At 53.3% G+C, this 22,078-nt stretch carries 14 protein-coding genes; 10 read left to right on the top strand and 4 right to left on the bottom strand.

Features of this window, described 5'->3' with window-relative positions; translation table 11 throughout:
• Positions 1 to 69 precede the first annotated feature (69 nt).
• From DVDV_RS03665 to DVDV_RS03630, 8 genes are all read left to right on the top strand, one after another.
• Positions 70 to 3,276 (top strand): efflux RND transporter permease subunit, encoded by a 3,207-nt coding sequence (locus tag DVDV_RS03665; protein ID WP_075353363.1) that lies wholly within the window; start codon positions 70 to 72, stop codon positions 3,274 to 3,276.
• Between the two features lie 8 nt (positions 3,277 to 3,284).
• Positions 3,285 to 4,640, top strand: coding sequence for an efflux RND transporter periplasmic adaptor subunit (locus DVDV_RS03660; protein WP_254845225.1), 1,356 nt, complete (start codon positions 3,285 to 3,287; stop codon positions 4,638 to 4,640).
• On the top strand, positions 4,637 to 6,631 hold the full coding sequence (locus DVDV_RS03655) for a SpoIIE family protein phosphatase (RefSeq protein WP_075353362.1): 1,995 nt from the start codon (positions 4,637 to 4,639) through the stop codon (positions 6,629 to 6,631). The genes DVDV_RS03660 and DVDV_RS03655 overlap by 4 nt, the downstream gene beginning before the upstream one ends.
• 756 nt (positions 6,632 to 7,387) lie before the next feature.
• A complete protein-coding gene (locus DVDV_RS03650) occupies positions 7,388 to 9,001 on the top strand; it encodes a TolC family protein (RefSeq protein ID WP_075353361.1) in 1,614 nt (537 codons plus the stop codon).
• Positions 9,002 to 9,445: 444 nt separating this feature from the next.
• Positions 9,446 to 10,531 (top strand): XdhC family protein, encoded by a 1,086-nt coding sequence (locus DVDV_RS03645; protein WP_075353360.1) that lies wholly within the window; start codon positions 9,446 to 9,448, stop codon positions 10,529 to 10,531.
• A 139-nt stretch (positions 10,532 to 10,670) separates the two neighbouring features.
• On the top strand, positions 10,671 to 12,026 hold the full coding sequence (locus DVDV_RS03640; protein ID WP_075353359.1) for an FAD-dependent oxidoreductase: 1,356 nt from the start codon (positions 10,671 to 10,673) through the stop codon (positions 12,024 to 12,026).
• A gap of 267 nt (positions 12,027 to 12,293) precedes the next feature.
• Entirely contained in the window at positions 12,294 to 12,719 is a 426-nt protein-coding gene (locus DVDV_RS03635; RefSeq protein WP_053062295.1) for a rhodanese-like domain-containing protein, read from the top strand.
• A 151-nt stretch (positions 12,720 to 12,870) separates the two neighbouring features.
• Positions 12,871 to 13,332, top strand: a complete 462-nt coding sequence (locus DVDV_RS03630; RefSeq protein WP_217694118.1) for a rhodanese-like domain-containing protein — start codon at positions 12,871 to 12,873, stop codon at positions 13,330 to 13,332.
• 411 nt (positions 13,333 to 13,743) lie between these two features.
• Here DVDV_RS03630 and traI read toward each other — a convergent pair whose 3' ends face one another.
• Positions 13,744 to 15,387, bottom strand: coding sequence for a TraI/MobA(P) family conjugative relaxase (traI, locus tag DVDV_RS03625; RefSeq protein WP_075353358.1), 1,644 nt, complete (start codon positions 15,385 to 15,387; stop codon positions 13,744 to 13,746).
• Between the two features lie 683 nt (positions 15,388 to 16,070).
• Between traI and DVDV_RS22650 the strand changes: the two genes are divergently transcribed.
• Complete coding sequence (locus DVDV_RS22650; protein ID WP_175577053.1) at positions 16,071 to 16,223, top strand: hypothetical protein; 153 nt, start codon at positions 16,071 to 16,073, stop codon at positions 16,221 to 16,223.
• Positions 16,224 to 16,511: 288 nt separating this feature from the next.
• Here the strand turns inward: DVDV_RS22650 and DVDV_RS03615 are convergent, their stop codons facing one another.
• Both DVDV_RS03615 and DVDV_RS03610 read right to left on the bottom strand, forming a co-directional pair.
• Complete coding sequence (locus DVDV_RS03615) at positions 16,512 to 17,402, bottom strand: site-specific integrase (RefSeq protein WP_075353356.1); 891 nt, start codon at positions 17,400 to 17,402, stop codon at positions 16,512 to 16,514.
• Positions 17,403 to 17,709: 307 nt separating this feature from the next.
• Positions 17,710 to 18,459 carry a sulfite exporter TauE/SafE family protein gene (locus tag DVDV_RS03610; RefSeq protein ID WP_075353399.1) on the bottom strand — a complete coding sequence of 250 codons (750 nt, stop codon included), beginning with the start codon at positions 18,457 to 18,459 and terminating at the stop codon, positions 17,710 to 17,712.
• A gap of 98 nt (positions 18,460 to 18,557) precedes the next feature.
• Between DVDV_RS03610 and DVDV_RS03605 the strand changes: the two genes are divergently transcribed.
• A complete protein-coding gene (locus DVDV_RS03605; RefSeq protein ID WP_075353355.1) occupies positions 18,558 to 19,484 on the top strand; it encodes a LysR substrate-binding domain-containing protein in 927 nt (308 codons plus the stop codon).
• 728 nt (positions 19,485 to 20,212) lie between these two features.
• Here the strand turns inward: DVDV_RS03605 and DVDV_RS03600 are convergent.
• Complete coding sequence (locus DVDV_RS03600) at positions 20,213 to 21,703, bottom strand: GNAT family N-acetyltransferase (RefSeq protein WP_075353354.1); 1,491 nt, start codon at positions 21,701 to 21,703, stop codon at positions 20,213 to 20,215.
• Positions 21,704 to 22,078: the final 375 nt, after the last annotated feature.

The raw sequence follows: 22,078 nt of genomic DNA, 5'->3' as shown, positions 1-22,078 counted from the left end.
CATGAATGCGCCAAATGATATATGGTGCACCAATGATTAATATTTATTTCAACATGAAGGAAATGTATTATGTGGATCGTTCGACTTGCATTGAGTCGACCATATACATTCGTCGTCGCTGCGCTTGTGCTCTTGCTTATGGCACCTTTCGTGTTGCTTCGAACCCCGACAGACATCTTCCCGGAAATTAATATTCCTGTGGTGAGTATTGTTTGGGTCTATAACGGTTTGAATGCCCAAGAAGTGGAACAGCGCATCATCTACAACCATGAGCGCATGGTCAGCACTCTGGTCAATGATATCGAGCACATAGAATCGACATCATACAACGGCGCGGGCGTCATCAAGGTATTTCTCCAGCCCGGGGCCTCCGTTTCTGATGCGGTTGCCCAAATCACGGCCAGCGGTCAGAGCGTTCTCCGATTGCTCCCTCCGGGTATTAACCCACCGTTTATTATTAAGTACAACGCCGCCTCGGTTCCGATTCTCCAGTACAGCCTGGCAAGCAATAAGTTGTCAGAGCAGCAGATTCAGGACCTGGCCATGAACCGCATCAAAGTGGGGCTTTCGACCGTGCCAGGCGCTTCCGTGCCGTATCCGTCGGGCGGCAAGGCACGAGTCGTCGCCGTGGACATCGACCTCGCGGCCCTGGAGGCGAAAAATCTTGCTCCGCAGGATGTCGTCAACGCCTTCACTGCCCAAAATTTCATTCTTCCCAGCGGTACGGCAAAAATCGGCGAAACCGAATACACCGTATCCCTGAACACCAATCCGACGGAGATCGCAGCCTTAAACGACCTGCCGGTGAAAACCGTCAACGGTGCGGTGATCCGTGTGGGCGACGTGGCCCAAGTGCATGACGGCTACCAACCGCAACAGAATGTTGTCCGACTGGACGGCGTGCGTGGCGTGCTGCTCACTATTCTCAAGAGTGGCGCGGCATCGACCCTCAAGGTCGTCGATGGCGTGAAAAAAGCTATGCCCTCGATATTGAGTGGTCTCCCGCCCGAGTTGGAAGCCAAGGAATTCGCCGACCAATCGCTCTTTGTTCGTGCTGCTGTCGATGGAGTGGTGAAGGAAGGTTTGATCGCCGCGATACTGACAGCCGTCATGATTCTCCTCTTTCTCGGCTCCTGGCGAAGCACCTTCATCATCGCGCTTTCCATTCCGCTTTCGGTCCTGTGCTCCCTCACTCTGCTCAGTGCGCTTGGGGAAACCATTAATCTCATGACGCTGGGAGGGCTTGCCCTGGCCGTCGGCATCCTCGTGGATGATGCCACCGTTGAGATCGAGAATGTTCACCGGCAGATGGCTCTGGGAAAACCCAACATCCAGGCCATTCTCGACGGGGCGCAGGAAATCGCCCTTCCGGCCTTCGTCTCGACGCTTTGTATCTGCATCGTGTTCGTACCCATGTTTTTTCTCACCGGGGTCGCTCGCTATCTCTTCGTGCCCCTGGCTGAAGCGGTCGTTTTTGCGATGCTGGCCAGCTATGTGCTCTCACGAACGCTTATCCCGACACTTGTCATGTGGTTCTATCGCAACATTTCCTATAGCGGCCATGCCGCCGACCCGGGAACGGCTTCTCTGTGGTTGCGCCCCTTTGTTCTTCTGCAAGGCAGCTTTGAGAACGCTTTCGCTCGATTTCGAGAAAGTTATCGCCTGTTCCTGGGCACGATCCTGTCGCACCGCGCTCTGGTTGTAACCTTGTTTCTTGTATTTTGCGCCGGCACAGCCTTCCTCATTCCGCAGCTTGGACAAGATTTCTTCCCCACCGTTGATGCAGGTCAATTCAGGCTGCACGTTCGTGCCCATAGCGGAACGCGCATCGAAGAAACAACCCGGCTCGTGGACCGCATTGAGACCGTGATCCGAGAGGTCATCCCGGCCGAAGAACTCACCGGGGTACTCGACAACATTGGCTTCCCCTCCGGCGGAATCCCACTCACGTACATCGATAACGGCCTCACGGGAACCGGAGATGCCGATATTCTCGTCTCTCTCAACCATGGGCACCAGCCTACAGATGACTATATGCAGCGTCTGCGCATCAGGCTTAATCACGATTTCCCAGGAGTGATCTTTTATTTCCTGCCTGCCGACATCGTCAATCAGACGATCAACTTTGGGCTGCCGGCTCCCTTTGACATCCAGATAGTGGGGCGGGAACGTGACAAGAGCCAAGCTATCGCGGCCAAGATTGTTGAAAAAATCCGGAAGGTATCAGGCGTTGTCGACGTTCGCGTACAACAACCGACCGATCTGCCCGAACTCCACTTTGCGGTGGACCGCACCAAGGCATCCCAGATCGGCCTCTCCGAGCGTGACGTAGCCAACTCGGTGCTCCTGAGCTTAAGCGGCAGCAGCCAGGTGCAGCCCAACTACTGGCTTAACCCGAAGAACGGCATTCAATATCTCGTGAATATGAGGGTTCCAGAGCATCCGATGGATTCGCTCGCCGCGCTCAATGCGATTCCTGTGAGTGCCGGACAGCCGGACACTGGAGGCGCTCAACTCCTCGCCAATGTCGCATCCCTTAAACGCGCCAACGGTTCCCCCATCTTCTCTCACTACAACGTGATGCCAGTCATCGACGTCTTTGGAGGGGTGAGTGGCCGCGATCTGGGCGGGGTGCTGCAAGACATCACCCCCATCATCGAACAGGCCAAAAAGGAACTTCCGAAAGGAAGCTCCATCATGCTCCGGGGGCAGGCGGACACGATGCACTCCAGCTTCACCGGGCTTGGCCTCGGGTTGGTGCTGGCGGTGGTCCTTATCTATTTGCTGCTGGTGGTCAATTTCCAGAGCTGGCTCGATCCGTTCATCATTATTTGCGCGCTGCCCGCCGCTCTAGCTGGTGTGGTGTGGGGACTCTACCTGACCTTCACCACACTCAGCGTGCCGGCCCTGATGGGGGCAATCATGAGCCTGGGCGTTGCCACGGCAAACGCTATTCTTGTCGTGAGCTTCGCGCGAAACGCCATCAGCCAGGGCGTGGACCCGCTGACTGCCGCCTGGGAAGCCGGGGTGGGCCGTCTGCGTCCGGTGCTTATGACTGCGCTGGCCATGATCATCGGCATGCTCCCTATGTCCTTCGCCCTCGGTGAAGGCGGCGAGCAAAATGCCCCCCTCGGCCGCGCGGTCATCGGCGGCCTTGTCTTCGCCACCGTGGCGACCCTGGTTTTCGTTCCCGTGGTTTTTAGCCTGCTCCACAGGCGTGTCCCGGCGGCCACACTGCTTGACGAGTCCGGTTCAACTGAAACACAACCTTCATAGGTGTTGCCATGCACTCAAATTCAAATGATTCAAGCCAAGTAGCGACGACTTTCGAGCCGAAAAAGATGCCTGGGACAGCTCCACGAAAGTTCTCGCTTCTGCCCACTGTTCTTGTGTTGTTGCTGTTAGTTCTGGGGGCGGTTGCCGGGCTTCTCGTGCGCTCCCAGCAAAAAACGGCGCTGGCCACCACAACGCAGCTTCTTTCTGTCCCGAGCGTGGCCGTGGTCTCCCCCAAACCGAGCCCGGCAGTATCCGGCATGCCGCTTCCCGCTGAAATCAAGGCCTGGGTCGAAACACCGATTTTTTCGCGCCTCAATGGCTACCTCAAGCACCGGTTCGTCGATATCGGCGACAATGTTGTCGCGGGTCAGCTCTTGGCTGAGATTGATACGCCCGAACTTCGCCAGGAGTACGCGCGCGCTCAAGGCCAGTTGGTCCAGGCGCAAGCGGCTCTCGGGACCGCCAAGCAGTACTCCGATCGCTGGGCGCTCCTTGTGAAGTCAGGAAGCGTTAGCGTTCAGGAGAACGCGGACAAGCAGGCAGACTTCAACCTCAAGGCCGCCGCCGTTGAATCTGCCCGTGCGGAGGTGCGCAGACTGGAAGAGCTGCTGTCGTTCAATCGCCTGACGGCTCCTTTTGCCGGGACAATTACAGCCCGCAATATCGATTCGGGCGATCTCATCGTGGCGGCCGGGGGCAAGGAACTCTTTCATCTGGCGCAGACGCGCAAGCTCCGGGTGTTTGTGCAAGCTCCTCAGGGCATGGCCCTTGGTTTCCGAACTGGGCAGGATGCAGAAATTACTGTCCAGGAACGGCCGGGTCGGGTGTTCCCGGCCAAGGTCGTCCGCACTGCAGGAGTGATGGCGTCTGACTCAAGAACCCTCCTGGTCGAACTCGAAGTTGACAATCCGAAACAAGAAATTCTGGCCGGCAGCTATGCCCAGGCACGTTTCACCGAGACCAAAGCGGAGGCGGCCCTGACCCTGCCTGGGAACACTGTGCTGTTCGGCGCAGAAGGGCCGAGGGTTTGCGTTGTGAAGGAAGATGGTCAGGTCGAGGTTCGGCCGGTAAAGCTTGGACGCGACTTCGGGCAAATGATTGAAGTAATCACGGGTGTGGAACTGAAGGATAGGATTATTGTAAACCCATCCGAATCGTTTGAAAATGGGTCCACAGTATCCGTAAGTGTGCCTTCTACCGATCCCAAAAACAATAATTTTGACATAGTATTTGGGAAAAAACCGATAGAAACTTGGGTATTTCGGTATGTCATTGTGAGCAAGGAATTCACTACCGAACTGGGCTCCGTCCTGCCCATAGGATTATGTGCGATTCTTATGAGCGGTTCGCAGGGTGCTGTATGAGTATTCGTTTTAAATTATTGGTGCTCCTACTGGCCCTCTCACTGCTTCCTTTGGGTATTCTGCGCACACTCCGAGGGGGAGCCCTGGAACAGCTCGGCGTTGAGATGGGGAATCTCACCCGTGAGGCCCTCCTTGAAAATGCCAAAAATCAACTGCTGACCACCGTGGAAGACCAAGCCCGACTCCTCGACCAGGGGGCACGTCTCCTGACGCTGGCCCTTGCAAGCCAAGCCGACCGTGCCGCGCAATTCATCGAGAATGGAGGTCGGCCGGATGCAACGGACAGCGTCAGTCTGACAGTTTCCGAAGCAGTGCATGAGCTGACAAGCTGGCAGGTAACCGCGTTGGAGGACGGGCGGATGCAGGTCTATCCAGAGGGATATCCATTACCACCTCAGTTCGATCCTCGCCACGCCAAATGGTACCGGGATGCCCTGCGCTCTGGGAAGCTCGTGTGGACTATTCCTTCCGTTGAACCATCTACCCACCAAGTCACCATCACGGTATCCATGCCACTGCGGGACGCCAGTGGTCGAACCGTGGGAGTGACGGCCATCATGGCTCCATTTTCCCGACTGCTTGCGGATTCATTTCGAGCGCAAGGCCTCACCCCGGAGATCAAGGCTTTTCTGGTGTCTACTGATGCGTCTGAGGGGACCTCTCAAGGACTCCCTCTTATCGCTCAATACGAGGCTACCTCTGCTGAAGTCTCACCTGAAAACACGAAATTCGCATGGTGCTGTCCTTCCGGCCAACTTCGACTCAATGCTGACGATCCCCAGCTTGGCCGAGCAATGTTAGAGGACCTTCGTTCGCGCAAGAGCAATTACCGCCAAGCTTTCTATGAAGGCCGCGATGCACTCTGGGCTTACGCCCCGACCGACCAGTGGGGGGCTGCCCTCGTTATCGTCGCACCCGTTGACCATATGATGCAGACAGCAAATCTGGCTCGACAGCGCCTGGAGGCGCGCGTGGCCCAACAAGCTGACACATCTCTTCGTTTCGTGTTGGCGGCTATGGCTATTATTGCAACTATGGCCTTGTGGGTGGCCGGGCGGGTCACTCGTCCCATACGAGATTTAGCCCTCGCCACGGAGCGCATAGCGCAAGGCGATCTGGAAACTAAAGTCGAGCCGCACGGCAAAGATGAACTGGCTTCCCTCGGACACGCTTTCAACAACATGGTTCCTCGTCTGCGGGATCACGCTCGTCTGATCGAGGCGATTGCTTTGGCCGAAGAACTTCAGAAGAACCTCCTTCCCGAGAGTTTGCCCCAATTCGCTGGGCTGGAGATCGCCGCCCATACCAAGTTCTGCGAGGAAGTGGGCGGTGACTTCTATGATGTGATCAAGGATGCCCATGGGTATCCTGGCTGTCTGAGCGTGCTTCTTGGGGATGTTTCCGGACACGGATTGGACGCGGCCCTCCTTATGGCTACCGCCCGGGCTTTCTTGCGCCTGCGAGCGAATCAAAACGGAACACCGGCCGAAGTGGTTTGCGAGGTGAATCGCTTCCTCACGTTGGACACGGATGGGACCGGTCGGTTCATGACCCTCTTCTATATGGAATTTGACCGTGCCGCTGGGATGATTTCCTGGGTGCGTGCCGGACATGACCCGGCAATGTTGTTCGATCCAGGACAAAGCACATTCACGGAGTTAATCGGTCCAGGAATCCCTTTAGGAGTCGTAAGGGATTATGTTTTTTTGCAGCAGAATCGTTGTTGGCTGTTGCCAGGACAAGTGCTCCTCATTGGTTCTGATGGTCTTTGGGAGGCAAGGAATTCATTTGGTGAAATGTTTGGGAAAGATCGAACAAAAGATGTGATAAAAGCCAATGCTGAGCTTTCATCTCAGTCTATTCTTGACGCGCTACTGGCAAATCAATCCGAATTTGTTGGGACAGATACATCTGAAGATGACATTACATTGATAGTCGTCAAAGCAACTCAAGTTCAAAATGCAAAAAATTTCTGCTGGCTGTATCCATGAATGGGTACTTAGATGTTAAGTGACTTTAAATGTATTTTATTAGCTTAGCTAAGTTTTAAAATTTTCAAGACAATCTAACATGCCAATATTGTAAAATAATACCCGCGAGGTAAACGCATGCAGGTGAAATTTTTTAGGACAAGATGTAAATCGCCCCATTTAAATATATTTTTAACTATAATTGTATTTCAAATGCTGGCATTGATGCCGCTAAATGCCGACGCGTTAGAGTGGAATTTCCTCTGGAAAAGTTTCGATGACGCCATGGTTGTTTACTATGACGATCAGTCCATTCAAAGTTTTGGCAATTACGTTCGACTAACAACAAAAGTGTTACTTCGTAATAGCGGCCAATTTGATCGAGACAGCAACAGAGACTACAGGGCTCCGATAGATAATTTTACAACAGACGTCCTTGTTGACTGCAATAGCAACAAAAAGGCTCCATTTAAAATGCAATTTTTCGATAAAGATGGAAATTTGCTAGACTATATATCTTGTTCATACAATGAACAGGTAAGGTTTTTGTCTAGCGACTTTGCTAACAAGATTTGCGACCAAATCATGTCGAAGGCAGCTGAGTCGCCATAGCGATGGCGAATTGTTGGTTATGTAGATTTTTCTATTCACAAGTTAGCTGCACGCAATTGTATAGCTAGGTTATTTGTGGTGTCGTATTGATTTTAACCTTAAATTGAAGTGTCTGTGCTTTCCTTGTGCAAATCTAAAAAACAATTACGGTAAGGTGAGCGAGATATGATTATAAACAAGACTAGATTGACAATCATTTTATTCGCTTCTTTCATAGTGTGCATGATTTTACCCCAAGCCAACGCATTGGCTCAGGATGCAAAAGATATTGGGGGCAAAAAACGGGTAGAGAATAGATACCCAACGCTACCCAAGGCCTCCGATTCACCCAGAGATGAACTTGAGGAGAAAGTTCAAAATGTTCCTCTTCCAGAGTTCGTCAAGGAGAGTTTGCTCACTCCTCCCGCTAGTTCCGTGCAGGCCGGCAAGACTCTCGTGCCATCCGTGGATAGCGTAGCGTTTGATATGGGAAAAAGCGTACAGCGTAGTCTTGATGCCAATCCGCAGATGCAGTCTGCTCGTGCCCTTTACGCCGGTTCTGAGCAGTCCCGTCGCCAGTCTCTCGCCAACTTCGGCCCGGTTGGCACAGTCAGCTACAGTTACAAGCGCGTCGATACCCAGACATACAAGACAGGCAGTATCACCGATCCTTCGGTGCAAGTCATCAATTCCATGACCGGTTCCAACCTCTCAACCACCAAGGCAACCACCCCCAAAATTGGACACTGGCAGAATTCCTACCAGCTCCAAATGGAGATCACCCAGCCACTTTTCACCGGCTTCAAACTCCTCTCCAGTTACCAGAAGGCCGAACTGGCCAAGGAACAGGCTGAGGCCAACGTAAAGTACAGCGAGTTGACCTTGGTTAAGGCCGTGCAACAGGCCTTCTTGGCCCTGCTCCAAGCTCGATCCAACGTGCAGAGCAATATGGCTTCGGTGGCCCGCCTCGAATCTCAGTACAAGGTGGCTCAGGCTTATTACGATGTCGGCCTCAAGCCGCGACTCGATGTGTTGCAAGCCGAATCCGATTTGGCTCAGGCTGAACAGGACCTGCTCAAAGCTCAAAACAACGTGCTGGTCCAGACCGCCCAGCTCAACTCCCTCCTTAACCTGCCGCTCAACCAGCAGACGAATTATGTAGGCGAGCTCGCTTACCTACCTTTTCCCTTGAGCATCGAGGCATGTCTGGACACGGCCTACAAGCAGCGCCCTGACCTCTACATGGGCGTCAAATCCGTGCAGATGGCTGAACGCGATGTCAAGATTGCGGCCAGCCCCCTGTATCCGCAAGTCCAGACCCAGGCCACCTACACAAAGCAGGGCAACACCCCCAACCTGTCGCTCAAAGACATGTCGGGGGCTACCACTCCCGACACCACCACCATAGGGGTTTCGGCCACACTTCAGGCCTGGGACTGGGGGTCAACATTTTTCGGCATTCAGGCCGCGCGAGACAACGTGAAGAAGCTCCAGGCCGATCTAGCCAAGTTGCGCCTCGACGTCGGCTATCAGGTCAAGAATTTCTATCTCAACATTCAGGACGCGGCCAAACGCATCTCGGTCGCCCGCACGGCCCTGGAAGCTTCCATGGAGGGCTACCGTATGGCTGTGGCCCGCTACCAAGCCCAGGTGGGTACCAGTACTGACGTGCTCGACGCCCAGGCCCGGGTGAGTTCAGCTGAATTCAACCTGACACAGGCCCTGACCGACTATCAAAGCGCCCTGGCCGATATTTATGTGGCAATGGGCATGAAAGACCTGAACCTTATGCCCCTCTGACTAGCAGGAATGAGGAGTTGACACATGATGTTAAGGAACAAGGGCGTCGACAAGGACGTAAGAATCCTGACTAGCTCGCACTGCTCCCTGTCGATGCATTGCGGCGAGAGCAAGTTGCGGATAGTGGTGGGTATGCCTTCGCACGAAGTAACAAATGTGTTTAGCTAAATCGATCTCCTAAAGTACCTGGCCAGTGATTGTCACCGTTGTATTTATGACCGTAGATATCTATTGTGCGATTGCGTGTTCTGGTGGATTCGTTCAAAAAAATAACCGACAATTCATAAGCGATAAAAATATTTCGAGCATAGATATGTCGAAGACAACGAGAGACTTGTCCATCATGATTGCAACACGTTAGCAGCCTTGCCTTCTTGGAGAAACCTGTTGGCTCTCTGCGATAGGACGATGCCAACGTAAAACTTCTAAGGAGAAATCAGCACAATGAGTAATATCTTTCATGACAGCAGTGTCATAAATAAGGCAGATTGCGTACGTCATATCAATCAATTTCTCACAAATGGTGAGAGTGTAGTCGTTGCCACTCTTGTTGCTCGGAAAAAGTCCGATTTGCGTACGGCCGATTCCAAGATGCTTGTTCGGCGCAATGGAGAAATCGCCGGCGTAGCCGAAGGAGGGGCGCTAGAACGAAAAATAATTGCCACAGCGGCTCCAGTTTTTGCGTCTGGCATGCCAAGTCTGATAAATTTTGATGGATTAGGCACTGTTGAAGACAAGGAAACGGGCATTTCTGAAAACGTAGAACGGATATTTTTAGAAAACATTGATCCTGATGTGTCGAGTTTGCATCTATTTAATACATTGCACGATCGACTGTCTAAGGGGCATACGAGCCTACTTTTATCTCGCTTGAGCGCTCCAGCCGATTCATGTGAACAAGACATACGGAGGTGCCTGCTTGGGGGGAATGACGTAGTGGCGGGTAGTTTTTTATCCTCTCTATTGCTTAGGGAAACCCTGAGTCGGGGACAAGACCTCAATACCCCAATCGTTTTTCAGTTTGATGGCATATGCTATTTTCTGGAACCATTTCTTCCTTTATACCCACTCTACATTCTCGGCGCAGGAAAGGTGGGGCGTTTTACAGCCCAACTGGCGGCTTTCTCCGGGTTCAGGGTGGTGGTCATGGATGATGACCCCTGGTTTGCCAACAGCGAGCGTTTTCCACTGGCCGACGAAGTGGTTGTGCTGGAATCCTTCTGCGACTGTTTTCAAGGACGGAGTGTGGATGCAAACTCGTCTGTGGTCGTCATTACCCGAGGCCACGAACATGACAAAGAAGTGCTTTCCCAGGTTTTGCTCACCGAGGCAGGTTATGTGGGCATGATGGGATGCAAGGCCGACGGGCCGAAGAAGGTGGCTCAGGTAGGTCACGAAGGTGGAACGCACCTGGATGTCAGCCGTGTCCATTGTCCAATCGGACTGCCCATCGGTGGCGCTACCCCAGAGGAGATAGCGATGAGCATCGTTGCGGAACTTATTTCGGCCCGAACGAAACGCCTGACCTGAAGCGGAGAAATCAGGAGATTCATTTGATGCGTGCGTATTCCAATCGGGAGAAATCGGATGCTGGGGGCAAGCTCCGGAGCAAGGTCCGCATGCTGGGTGTGCGGCACCAAACAATCAGAACAAATGATGCGAGGGACAGGTGGATAACCTCTTGATCATTGGCGGCAGCGATGCGGGCATCAGTGCGGCTCTGCGGGCCAGGGAAGTGGCCCCATCCTGTAGCGTGACCGTGATGTTGGCCGACGATTACCCTAACTATAGCATCTGTGGCCTGCCATTTTTCCTCAGCGGGGAAATTCCGGACTGGCGCGCTCTCGCCCATCGGACCAGAGAAGAGTTGCTCAGGCAGGGCATCCGGTTGCTCCCCGACCACAAGGCGACAGCCGTCCGCCCAGAAGAAAAGATAGTTGTGGTTTCGTCTTCAAGCGGAGGGAAAACGCTTTCATATGATCGGCTCATCCTTGCCACGGGGGCTGCTTCCCGGAAGCCTGGGCACATAAAAGGCCTGGATACGCCGGGCGTGTTTTTCCTGCGCTGGATGGCGGACAGCTTTGCCATTGCCCAGCACATAGAACGCAATACCCCTACCTCTGCCCTCATTATTGGCAACGGCTACATCGGCATGGAGATGGCCGACGCCCTCACCCGCAGGGGGCTTGCGGTGACCTTGGTTGGTCATTCCCAACACGTATTGAAGACGGTCGACCCCACCTTGGGAAGGCTGGTTCTGGCCGAGCTTGAACGCAACAGTGTGCGAGTGGCGAGCGGTGTCGACGTCGAAGAAATAGGAGTCAGGGATGGCCGCCTCATGGCCATTGGATCTGGTGGATTCCAGGCCCAGGTTGATCTTGTCCTGGTGGCCACCGGGGCGGAACCGGAAGTTGGCCTGGCCAAGTCGGGGAAGGTGCCCCTGGGGTATGGCGGGGCTATCAAGGTCAACCGTCGGATGGAGACTGGCGTGCCTGGCATCTTTGCTGCCGGCGACTGTGTGGAAACTTGGCACAGGCTCCTAGAAAAGTCCTTGTATCTTCCTCTTGGCACCACGGCTCACAAACAGGGAAGGATTGCTGGAGAGAACGCCCTGGGGGGGCGCAAAGAATATGCCGGCACTTTGGGGACGCAGGTGTTGAAACTCTTCGATTTAGCCATAGCGCGTACCGGATTAAACGATGCAGAGGCTCGGTTGGAAGGATTTTCACCTCTGACGGTGGAGACGGAGTGTTGGGACCACAAAAACTATTACCCAGGTGCGCATCGGCTTCACATTCGCGTAACTGGAGATAGGACCACTGGATATTTACTTGGAGCGCAAATCATTGGCCATTGGCAGACGGGTGTGGCTAAGCGGATCGATGTTTTCGCAACGGCAATATTTAACAGGATGAAAGTTGAGGAAGTCGAACAGCTCGACTTAAGCTATACGCCTCCGCTCAGTAATCCATGGGACCCAGTTCAGATGAGCGCAGAGGCGTGGTGCAGAACTGCATACCAATAAGGGGCGGCGAATAACTAAACCGAGCACGCTATTATTGATTGGCTGTAATTTCAGACAGATAATGTTTTGGCATAAAGGATCAACAACTAGCTCGGCAAATAGCTAGATTTGTTTGCATGGAAAAGCATGGCCTGAATCGTAACGGCGTCAACGGCATGATTGAGGCAACTGTAGACATGTCTAAACACCGACCAAAATAGTCGATGAGATTTAAAAGCGTTCTCTTGTTGTAGGCAAATCGGATAAATTCCAACACTTGGAGTCGTCATGCTAATAAAGGAAGTTCTGTCTTTCGTCCTTGTGAGTTTAATTCTGGTTACGCAAGTTAATGCGTCTATTGGTGAGGAATATAAATATATTTCTCCAGAAACACTACAGGGACGCATAAAGGCTGGTGACTCCTCAATGATCATTTTGGACATCTGCCCTGTGGAACAATTTGCAAAAGGGCACATCCCCGGGGCCATCGAAACCAATGCTTCGCCAGCCCAACGGCCCGAGGAAACTGCGAGATTGGAAGCTGCCCTACCTAAGCTTGTTGGCGACAAGGACATTATCATAATTTGTCCTGGCGGTGGTGGTGGTGCAAAACGAACTGTTGATCTATATAAGTCGAAAGGAATCGACTCTAAAAGACTGCTCATTTTAGAGAATGGAATGAACAAGTGGCCTTATGAAACTGAGCCCAAGTAGCACTCCTATCCTGCTAAATCATGCAAAATTTTTGCATTGAAAAACCATAAATGCACTAATGGAACCGTCAAGCTTCACACATTCGAATAGTCGTGACTCATTCAGTTTGACTCACAGTAAGATTGTACCAACCTATAGCGCAGGAGAAATTGTGAAAAGTTTTACGATTGCCGCATGTCTTCTTGGAATTCTTTGCGTTGCTCAGCCAGCTGTTTCCGCTGAGACAATAAGCTTGGAAAATTTCGTCCGGACGTTTAATTATGAAACGAGAAAGGACATGAAATGTTCCGGGAAAGAGCTGCTGACGCTTTTGGCCAAAAATGAGGCAGTTCTTATTGATATCCGATTCCCAGAGGAGCAACAGGCCTGGGGGATGGAATTCGCAATGAAAATTCCTCTCAACGAGCTTCCGAATCGCCTGAAAGAAATACCAAAAGACAAGATCATTGTGACGGCCTGTCCGCACATAGACAGGTCAAACATAGCCATGGCCTACTTGCGAACCCAGGGCTATAACTCTCGCTATCTGGTCGATGGACTGGTTGGACTTGCCGAATTGCTACGTGGGGATGTCGCTCGTGAGTTCATGGAAGGCCTCAGTAAAAAGAAGTAGGAATTCCTTTTAGTCAAGTACAACCTCAAGTCATACAACATTGAGTTTGGCATGGCCTTATGTTTGAGTCCATTTCTATGAACATGGACTGTAACTATTTAGTTGACAAACCATGCACGCTCTTATGTTGTATTTTGACAGCCTGAGTAGCCGTCCGTCCTTCTTGTTGCGGGGGACGGACGGATTTGGCTGAGAAGCTAAGAATGACTCGCGGGAAAGCTGTTGGCTATACGACGCGGCCGAGGCTTCAAAACAAAAGGGAATCATATCAGCGCGCCTTTATCAGATCAGCGCATCGGGGCCAAGTAGCGGGGGCAGGTGTTGTCAGTACGAGACACCTTGGGGCTATCGGTCGTGGTGTTTGCCCTCATGCGTGTCGGGATGATGCCAGCTTCTCCCTCAAGAGCAGGGCTACTTTTCCCGGGATTCTGAGATGAGTCCCTTTTCATTTGCATTCCTCCCCAGGGGGGACAAGATGTTCCCCTTGTTCCGTAAGGCCTTGCCCCACTTGGCCTGAGCAAAAAGCAAGGCGGCCTCCCGGGCTGCCGCATCATGCGCAGAATATGTGATTTGCTTTCCCGTGTCGCGGATGGCCCCTCCGCTGGCCAACCGGATGAATACCGTCCCCTTGGTGTCAATCGAACTCGTGAAGTCCGAAAAAAGTTGTTTTCCTCCCATTGAGGCCTCTAAATCTGCTAATTCGCGGGCTTTAGTCACGGCTAGGAGGCCGCGCCGCGTCTGTGAACTCACGCCGGTGGAAGTCGCAATGTCCAATTGCTCTTTAAGCCACTTCTCCTGGATCTCCTCCCTTTGGCCATGGCGCGGGGCTTTACTCTCCGGTTCGACGAGTTGTTTCTTCGACCGAAGGATGGCCAGGGCCGTTTCGTTGCCCAGTCCAGCTTTCCACCTCAAAAAATCTGTCCAGGTAGCATAGGGTGTTGCCTGCCTAATCGTCTCCCGTGCGGTATAGATCCGTTTTCGAGTCTGGAGGCGATGCTCCGCATCATGCAGGCGCGCAATTTTGAGCAGCTCAAAGCGGTGACGCCCGAAAAACTCTCGGGAAATCTTTTGGCGTTCCAGGTCCCACCTGATCCGAACGGCTTCAAGCTCTGTCTGGGCACGAGTGTTGAGGTTCTCCAGGGCCGCCTTCCGAGTGGCGACCCCGGCTTGATATTCTTCATAGAGGGCACTGCGATTGGGCTCGCGCTGTACGGGCTTGGCCGTGTACCGCTCGTCTTCGGGATTGTGTTCTTTCGCCTGGTCAGGCGGGACGTAGGCCCCAAACCGGCGGACCAGGTTCCCCATGGACAAGGATCGGTCCAGCGAGCTGGCTTTGATGGCGTGTCTGCCGTTGCGGTCCTTGATGACCAGGCCATTGCCGTGCGGCCTGATCTCAAGTCCGTACCGAGCGAAGGCGGCATGGACCTGCTGCCATCCAGCGGCCTGCCCCAGGGCTTCAAGGAGTGACACCCGCCGCTCCTTGACATAGCCGTCAAAGGACTGCTGACCCGTCTGGGCCTCAACCGTGGCCGCTACTGGTGTCCGCTTCGGCTCCGTGCTCTCCACGGAACGGCCATTGTCGATGGCCAAGCCAAAACGTCTTTCCAGCTCACGGCATACGCGATCCCGGATGTGGTAATCACGGAAGGGCTCATGCCGAGCCAGTTTCTCCGGGTGGATCATGTTGTAGGCCATGTGCATGTGCAGGTTGTTGGTGTTTTTGTGGACCCCGCAATGCCGTTGGTGTTCCTCGAATCCCAGTGCCTTGGCGAACTCCAGTTCGATTTCCTTGAGCATCTCCGGTGTGAGCTTGGCCTCGTCCTCGGGCCGGAAGCTCACGATGAGATGGTAGGTTTTCTCCCGGGTGGTTCTGGTGTTGAGCGCCTGGGTGTCGGCGACTTCGCGGATGGCCAGTTCGTAGTCGTCGCCGGCCCAACAGCCGGCGCACCAGCTCATGAGAGATTTTTCATCTCCATGGTCGGCCGCACGGATATACCGAGCCAGCCGTCGGTAGTCATCGTTTTCAACCTTTCGGGAAATACGCCGACTAATCATAGATTTGCGGTTTTGTGTTCAGATTTTCGAAATGAGGGTTTTCATTTCGCGCTGTCTTGCCTCGATCTCCCGAAGCACATGGCGCACCTGCGGGTGCAATGCCTCCAGAGGGGGCCCCTTCTCGGACAGGCACAGTTTGAAAAGGCCGCCTAACCGGCCGAGGTCAGCGTTAATCCTGAGCAGGTCAAGCCGGAATTGCTGTTTTTCGAGACTAGGGGTCGGAAGCCCCAGGCAAACGCGTTTGACATAGGCCGAGTACGATAATCCGGCCCTCTTCGCGTTGGCCGTGATTTCAGCGTGCTCTTCGGCCGTAATGTACATTTTGATCGTAGGAAGTCGTGACGGCACTTGGGTCCTTCCGATGGTGTCTAGCGTTGAGCCGGAGGCGAATAAGCAAAGCCCCGCAGGGCAGGACGTACGGTAGGCCTACCGTACCTGTCCTGCCTCCGCTGCCTTTGTCATTGTTTCGACAAATAGTGTCAATATATAATACAAAATCTGGAAGTGACAAATTATGTCGCTATAGTGACAAAAAAATGTAAGTCATTTCCAAAAAATTTGCGCAACACACTGAACAATAAGATTTTTTTATTGACAAATATTGACAAATTGTGACAAATAACGTCGCTCATAGTGCGACGCCGAGATGTTTTCCAGGCAATTCCTGGACATGGAGAATATTTATGAATTTTATCGGAGGATTTGTTGTTGGGGGATTGATTGTCGTTGGCAGTTTGTTTGGATGCATAGCATATTTTCTTGCCTCACTTGGCCCAGTATTTGTTGGTTTGTTTGCTTTTCTGTGTATTGGTCTTTTTTTGTTGTCACAGGGGTAAGGGTTGGCAGCCCATGGCTTTCATTCTTCTCGTCTTGTATTACTATTTTTCTTGTTATTCTTGCTATCGCCGCAGAATGCTATGGCTTTAAATATGCGGGATGGCCTGTGTTTGGTCGGGGCGGGGTGCTTCTACTCGGAGTCGGTGCGGGATTAACTTATGCTGCAAGGCGCTCTAATATCTGGCTATGGCGTTTTTTCTCAGCACTATCCGGATGTTAAATGCAACACAGTTGTTATACAAAAGCCCCACCCCCATGCATCAACAAATGGGCGGGGCTTGAAATCGCTAGAGACAAGTTCCTATGTTGACATAATCAACGAACTGCTCTAAAGCTTTAACGGCAGATGCACCTTGGCTTGGCGCAAGATGAGCATAGCGCATTGTCATTTGAAGAGTTTTGTGACCAAGCAGTTGGCTTACAACGATTAGAGGCGTGCCTGACTGAACAAGCCAGCTTGCAAAAGTATGTCTCAATGTATGAAACACCACTTTTTGGCGACGATCTTGAGTTGAAGCATTGAGCTGACACATTTTTACTGAATCTGAGAAAATTCTGTTAACGTTTTTTATTTGACGCTCGTGCTCTTCGAAAATGAACCTTCGGCACTGCGTTGAATTGCGCTGTAGCACCTCAAGCGCCTTTGCGTTAAGCGGGATAGTTCTGTTCCTATTCGATTTTGTTTCGAATATATATAAAACAGAGTTATGCCGATCAAAATGGCTTGGATGTAAAGAAAATATTTCGCCCGCCCTCAAGCCGGTATTCAACGCCAACAGGCCGATATCGTGCCAAATTTGAGACTTCGCCGACAGAGCAATCAACAGTGTCGAGGCCTCGGATTTAGTCAAGAATCGAACGCGCTTGTTGTCAAACTTCGGCATATCGAAATTTGGCAGCTTTGAATCGCATAATTCCCATTGCTGGGCACGATGCAAAACACGTCGCAGCAACGAAAGACAATGAGTTATAGTTTGTGGGCTTAAACGCTTTTTAACCAATACTGCTCTGAACGAGAGCAAGCTTTTGTTAGTAATACTTTCAACCGGCAAAGATGTGCCAAAGTATTTAAGTATGTGATTGTTCCATCTCCCTGTTTCTGTCCGGATGCAATTAGCTGGACTTGAAGACAAAACCAGGTTAGCGTAGAGCTCCCAAGCATCAGAAATCGTAGCCATGCACATCTCCTAACGGTGAGAATTTGAGATGAGACTGGCATAAAGAAAAAATTATGGAATTTCAAGGGAATGCGTCAAGAAACGGCCTCTCACGCCGCTAACAGGGGTTCAAATCCCCTTGGGGACGCCAAGAGAATTCAGCGGGTTAGGACAATCTCCTAACCCGCTTTTTCTTTTGTCCACACGAAGTCCACATCCAGCCCCCGGACAGTAGTTCAAATCGACCGTCGTCTTGTGCGCCATGAAGAGGCTTCCACCGTATGGATTCACCGGCGGCTCCACAGGCAAAGTTTCATGAATAAGCATGTCATAGAAGCGGTTTTACGAACATTTCAGCGCCGAGAAAAAGAAGCCCAATCAGGAACCAGCGCCGGAAAGTCGCTGGACTCACCCTTTTGCGGACGACCTGCCCTACCCACATTCCAGCCAGGGCAGGGAGTATTGCCAATGTCGACAACAAGAGACTGTTGTCATGGAAGGCGTCGCGCAGAAGCAATCCAACCGCAAGCGCTATGGTTGAGACGGTGAACGACAATCCCAATGCCTGGACCAAATCATCCTTCTGAAGACCTAGAGCTTGAAGGTAAGGCACGGCAGGAATAACGAATACTCCCGTTCCTCCAGTCACCGTCCCGGTCGAAACGCCGACAAGAAGTGAAAGCCACATTTCGTGTCGGGCCGGAACCAGGATTTGACGGGAAAGAAGCGTATAGCCTGCGTAGAGGACCAAAGCCGCTCCGAGCGCACAGGTTGTCAGCCGGGTGTTACCGCTCGCCAACAGGGCTGTGCCTGAAACAGTACCGGCGACGATGGCGGCCATCATGGGCCAAAGTCGCCTAGCCAAAGCACCAAAGTTCGGTCCAGCCAAAAGCTGCCAGACGTTTGTGACCAGTGATGGAACAACAAGAAGAGCTGCCGCCGTGACTGGAGAGAGCAGCGTTCCGAGCACACCCATGGCCACTGTTGGCAGTCCCATTCCGGTGACTCCCTTCACCATGCCGGCAAGGAAAAATGTGGCCCCGACCTCAATAATCATAAATGGAGTTGTGCTAAGCATGGCTTCACAGTGCGTCATTGGCTCGCTTGGCACAATGCGGAATTGCCGCAGGGTGGCTCCGGCTAGACCGAAGGCTCGTTGTGTTGTATCCTCCCTGTATGTGGTACGATCTCACCGATCTTCGTCTGTTTCTCGCGGTCCTAGAGGCCGGGAGCATCACCCATGGGGCCACTGCGGCTCATCTGTCACTGGCTGCCGCCAGCGAGCGGCTGCGGGACATGGAAACAGCCGGAGGAGTGAAGCTGCTTGAGCGCGGACGAAGGGGGACCGTCCCGACAGAGGCCGGCAATGCGTTGGCTCACCATGCACGGATTGTCCTTCGTCAACTCGCGCAGATGCATGCGGAGCTCGGTGACATCACAAAGGGCCTGCGCGCTACTATTCGTTTGCTGGCAAACACCGCCGCAATGACGGAATTTCTGCCCGACCGCCTTGGAGCCTGGCTTGCCGCGCACCCTCACATCGATGTCGACCTGAAGGAACGGCAGAGCACCGATATCGTCAAAGCCGTGTCCGCCGGGTTTGCCGAAGCCGGTATCATCTCCGATGCCGTCGACACGGCAGGGTTAGAGCTCCAGCCCTTCGCCGTCGACAGGCTGGTCGTTGCTGTCCCGCGAGGCCACGCCCTCGCCGCAAAAAAGCAGATCCTTTTCTTGGACATCCTGCACGAACAGTTCGTGGGACTTGCCCGGGGAGCTTTGCAGGAGCACATCGACGGGCATGCCGCCCGGCTGGGCAAGAAGCTGACCTTCCGTGCCCGAGTGCGCACCTTCGAAGCCATTTGTGGCATGGTCGCGCAGGGCATAGGACTCGGCATCGTTCCGCAAAGAGCCGCTCGCAGGTGCCGCAGTTCAATGCCATTATCGTTGGTCAGCTTACTTGACCCTTGGGCGACACGCCACCTCTCGATCTGCTATCGTTCAAAGGATGATTTGTGCGCGCACACCCAAGGCCTCCTCATGCATCTATCCGCGAGCACGAAGCAGACTGATGGTTCCTCACGAAAATTACATACGCCCCAATGACAGTAGTTTAAATCAACCGACGTGCCGCATCAGTGGATTGTCATGAATTGGTGTTGCGCGATAAAGCGCAAGAAAGCCATGTGCTTAGCCAATCTATAACGTCGGAAATCTGCTCTTTCTGCTGGCATGGTTACGTTGTATTAGTAGATTGAATTCGAGACAATTAATTCCATCATGTATTTGATTTTGTGCCGGGCATATTTCTTGAAAATTTGCGCAGGATCCTGCGCATGCGGTTCAGCTTGATCGCTGAACCAAAACCAAACGGTTTGGCATCATCGAGGAATCAAAACTCTTTGGGATTCGGTCGCCGGCGGATGATAGGATTTTATTTATACAAGTTCATATAGTTACGTAACTTTTCAGACTTTTCGTATTTCCCACCCCCTCACTCCTCCCCTGTGAAAAGGCCAGACGCGGTCCACATCCTGGGGCGACCACAGCCCCTCTCTTGATCGTGGCGCTCATTCAAAAATAAAAGTATTTGAAGGTGTTTGATAAAGCAGTTGAGTCGGCCCGGCCACTCTCACGCCGCTAACAGGGGTTCAAATCCCCTTGGGGACGCCAAGAGAATTCAGCGGCTTTCGCGATATGCGGAAGCCGCTTTTTCTTTACCACAGCTCGTCCCCATCCACCCCTTTGGTATTGCCTCAAATGGACCGGCGTCTTGGGCGCTGGATGATGCGTGCTCATTTTCTGCGGGCGTTCACCGCCACGCTGCCCGCTCGCTACAGGGCGGCTGCGGCCGCACTGGCCCGTTCCATTTCCGCGCCGACATAGCTCGCAATCTCACGGGCAAACGGGTCGAAGAACTGGAATCTGTCAAAGTCGATCTTTGTGGAAAGGCGTGTCAGACGGAGCAGGTCACCGTTATCCTCTGCTTCATGAGGCCAGATTCCTGCAAAATGATATCCCGCATTTTCAGCTTGTTCACAAAGCAAAGAGGTTTGCGGCTGCAGCAAGGGGAGGTCGAGGCATACCAAATCCGCTCCGGCAATGTCGATCAGGTCGATGGTGGCGCGCAAAATCTCCCGCCACTGCCGGCTGTCGGCATCCTTGACTGTTATCATGCCCTTGTTATCCATCTTGTTGAAGGAAACCGCATAGCGCCCAGGCATGTCGCGCCGGTCCGGTTCCCCCGGAACCAATGGCCGTTGAAGCTTGGCGTAGATGCGCTCGACGATTTCCCTGTGCCGGGCCGGGACATGAACGGAGGCAGGGGGTGGATCGACGAGATACTTGAAACAATGCAGGAATGATTCGCGTTGCGGCGGCATCCCCTCAAGTCCCAGGGCCTTGAAACCAAACGGGGAAATTGTGGCCAAATCCAACCCGCAGGGGTGCGCGCCGAACTTCGCCACCTCCCGCTGGCTGATGGCATGACTTGTGACGGCCCCGAACGACAGCCCGAACAGGTTCATCTCCTGCGCCTTGAGAGCCAGTGCATCGGTCAAAGCGGCTTGCAGCCCGCGCCCCCGATGGGAGGGCGATACCACCAGCGCGACCATTTCAGCCATGGCGGCCTGGCCGGAACGGAGCATACCGGCGTGTCCCGTCACCTCGCCATTTTCCGCAACAGCCACATAACTGACGAGTTTCCCCTCCTGCACCAGCTCAAGCAAGCCTTCAGGCCGGTAAAACTGCTCGAAACGGTATGTATAGCCATAGGCCAACCAGAACATCCGCGAGACCTGCAAAGCGTCATCCGGCTGCAACGGCCGGATTGCGTATCGTTGCATGGGGGCCTGCGGCATTCCCATCGACTGGGGAGCCGGGGCCTGGATGGCATCACTGCCGGGCAGGCGCTTGACCAACCGGAGCTCCTTCCCGTCTTTCCCCTGATTGATCCAGCGCACCGCATCAACCGCGTGGTGGATAAGCTTGAGTCCCAACCCGAGGCCTTCCGTTGCCCCCCCGGCAGTTTCAAACCTCGCCTTTTCGATTTTGGCCGGATCGAATGGCAAGCCTTCGTCACCAAAAGCAAGCCTGAGTTCACCGGCGGCAATTTCGCCATGCAGGAAGACGCCGCCATTGGTGCCGTCTGGATAGGCGTGCTCGCGAATGTTCAAGAAGGCCTCTTCTGTCGCCAGTTCAAGCGCGAGTATGTCTCGTCCGGATAAGCCTCCAATCTCTGCCAATATCCTCACGCTGTCTTGAAGCAGAGGCAGAAACCGGCTGTCCGTTGTAACATGCAGTTTCGTCTTGAGGGTGGGCGTCATCGGGACCTTCCAACGTGGATGGGCGTTCTCTTCGCGCTCGCATTGAAACCATCGTGCAAGGAACGAGGGAAACGTATTAAACGATGCCATTTAATTCAAGCCCTTCAGGAGCTGCGCAGGCCTTTGCCGGGGTGCGTCCTTGGGCATATCCTCCCCCGTGGGGACGCCAGGAGCCTGCTGTGACTGTCGCAATACGCACAAGCCGCGTTGCCTTGCTTTGCCGTCCCAAAGCGCTCACAAGACGCCGGTTGCCGCCCCTGCCGCCCGTATCCCCGACACCAAAGGAGTACGACACTGCGCCAGGGGCTGTCCGGCAGCCCTTGGCGAAGCACCACCACCCCACTTCCCTCCTGCATACCCAGCCTTGCATTTTCG

It is taken from the genome of Desulfovibrio sp. DV (genome assembly GCF_001936595.1).
Lineage (GTDB): Bacteria > Desulfobacterota > Desulfovibrionia > Desulfovibrionales > Desulfovibrionaceae > Solidesulfovibrio.
The sequence above is the reverse complement of the archived record's forward strand: the minus strand, read 5'-3'. Positions and strand labels throughout refer to the sequence as shown.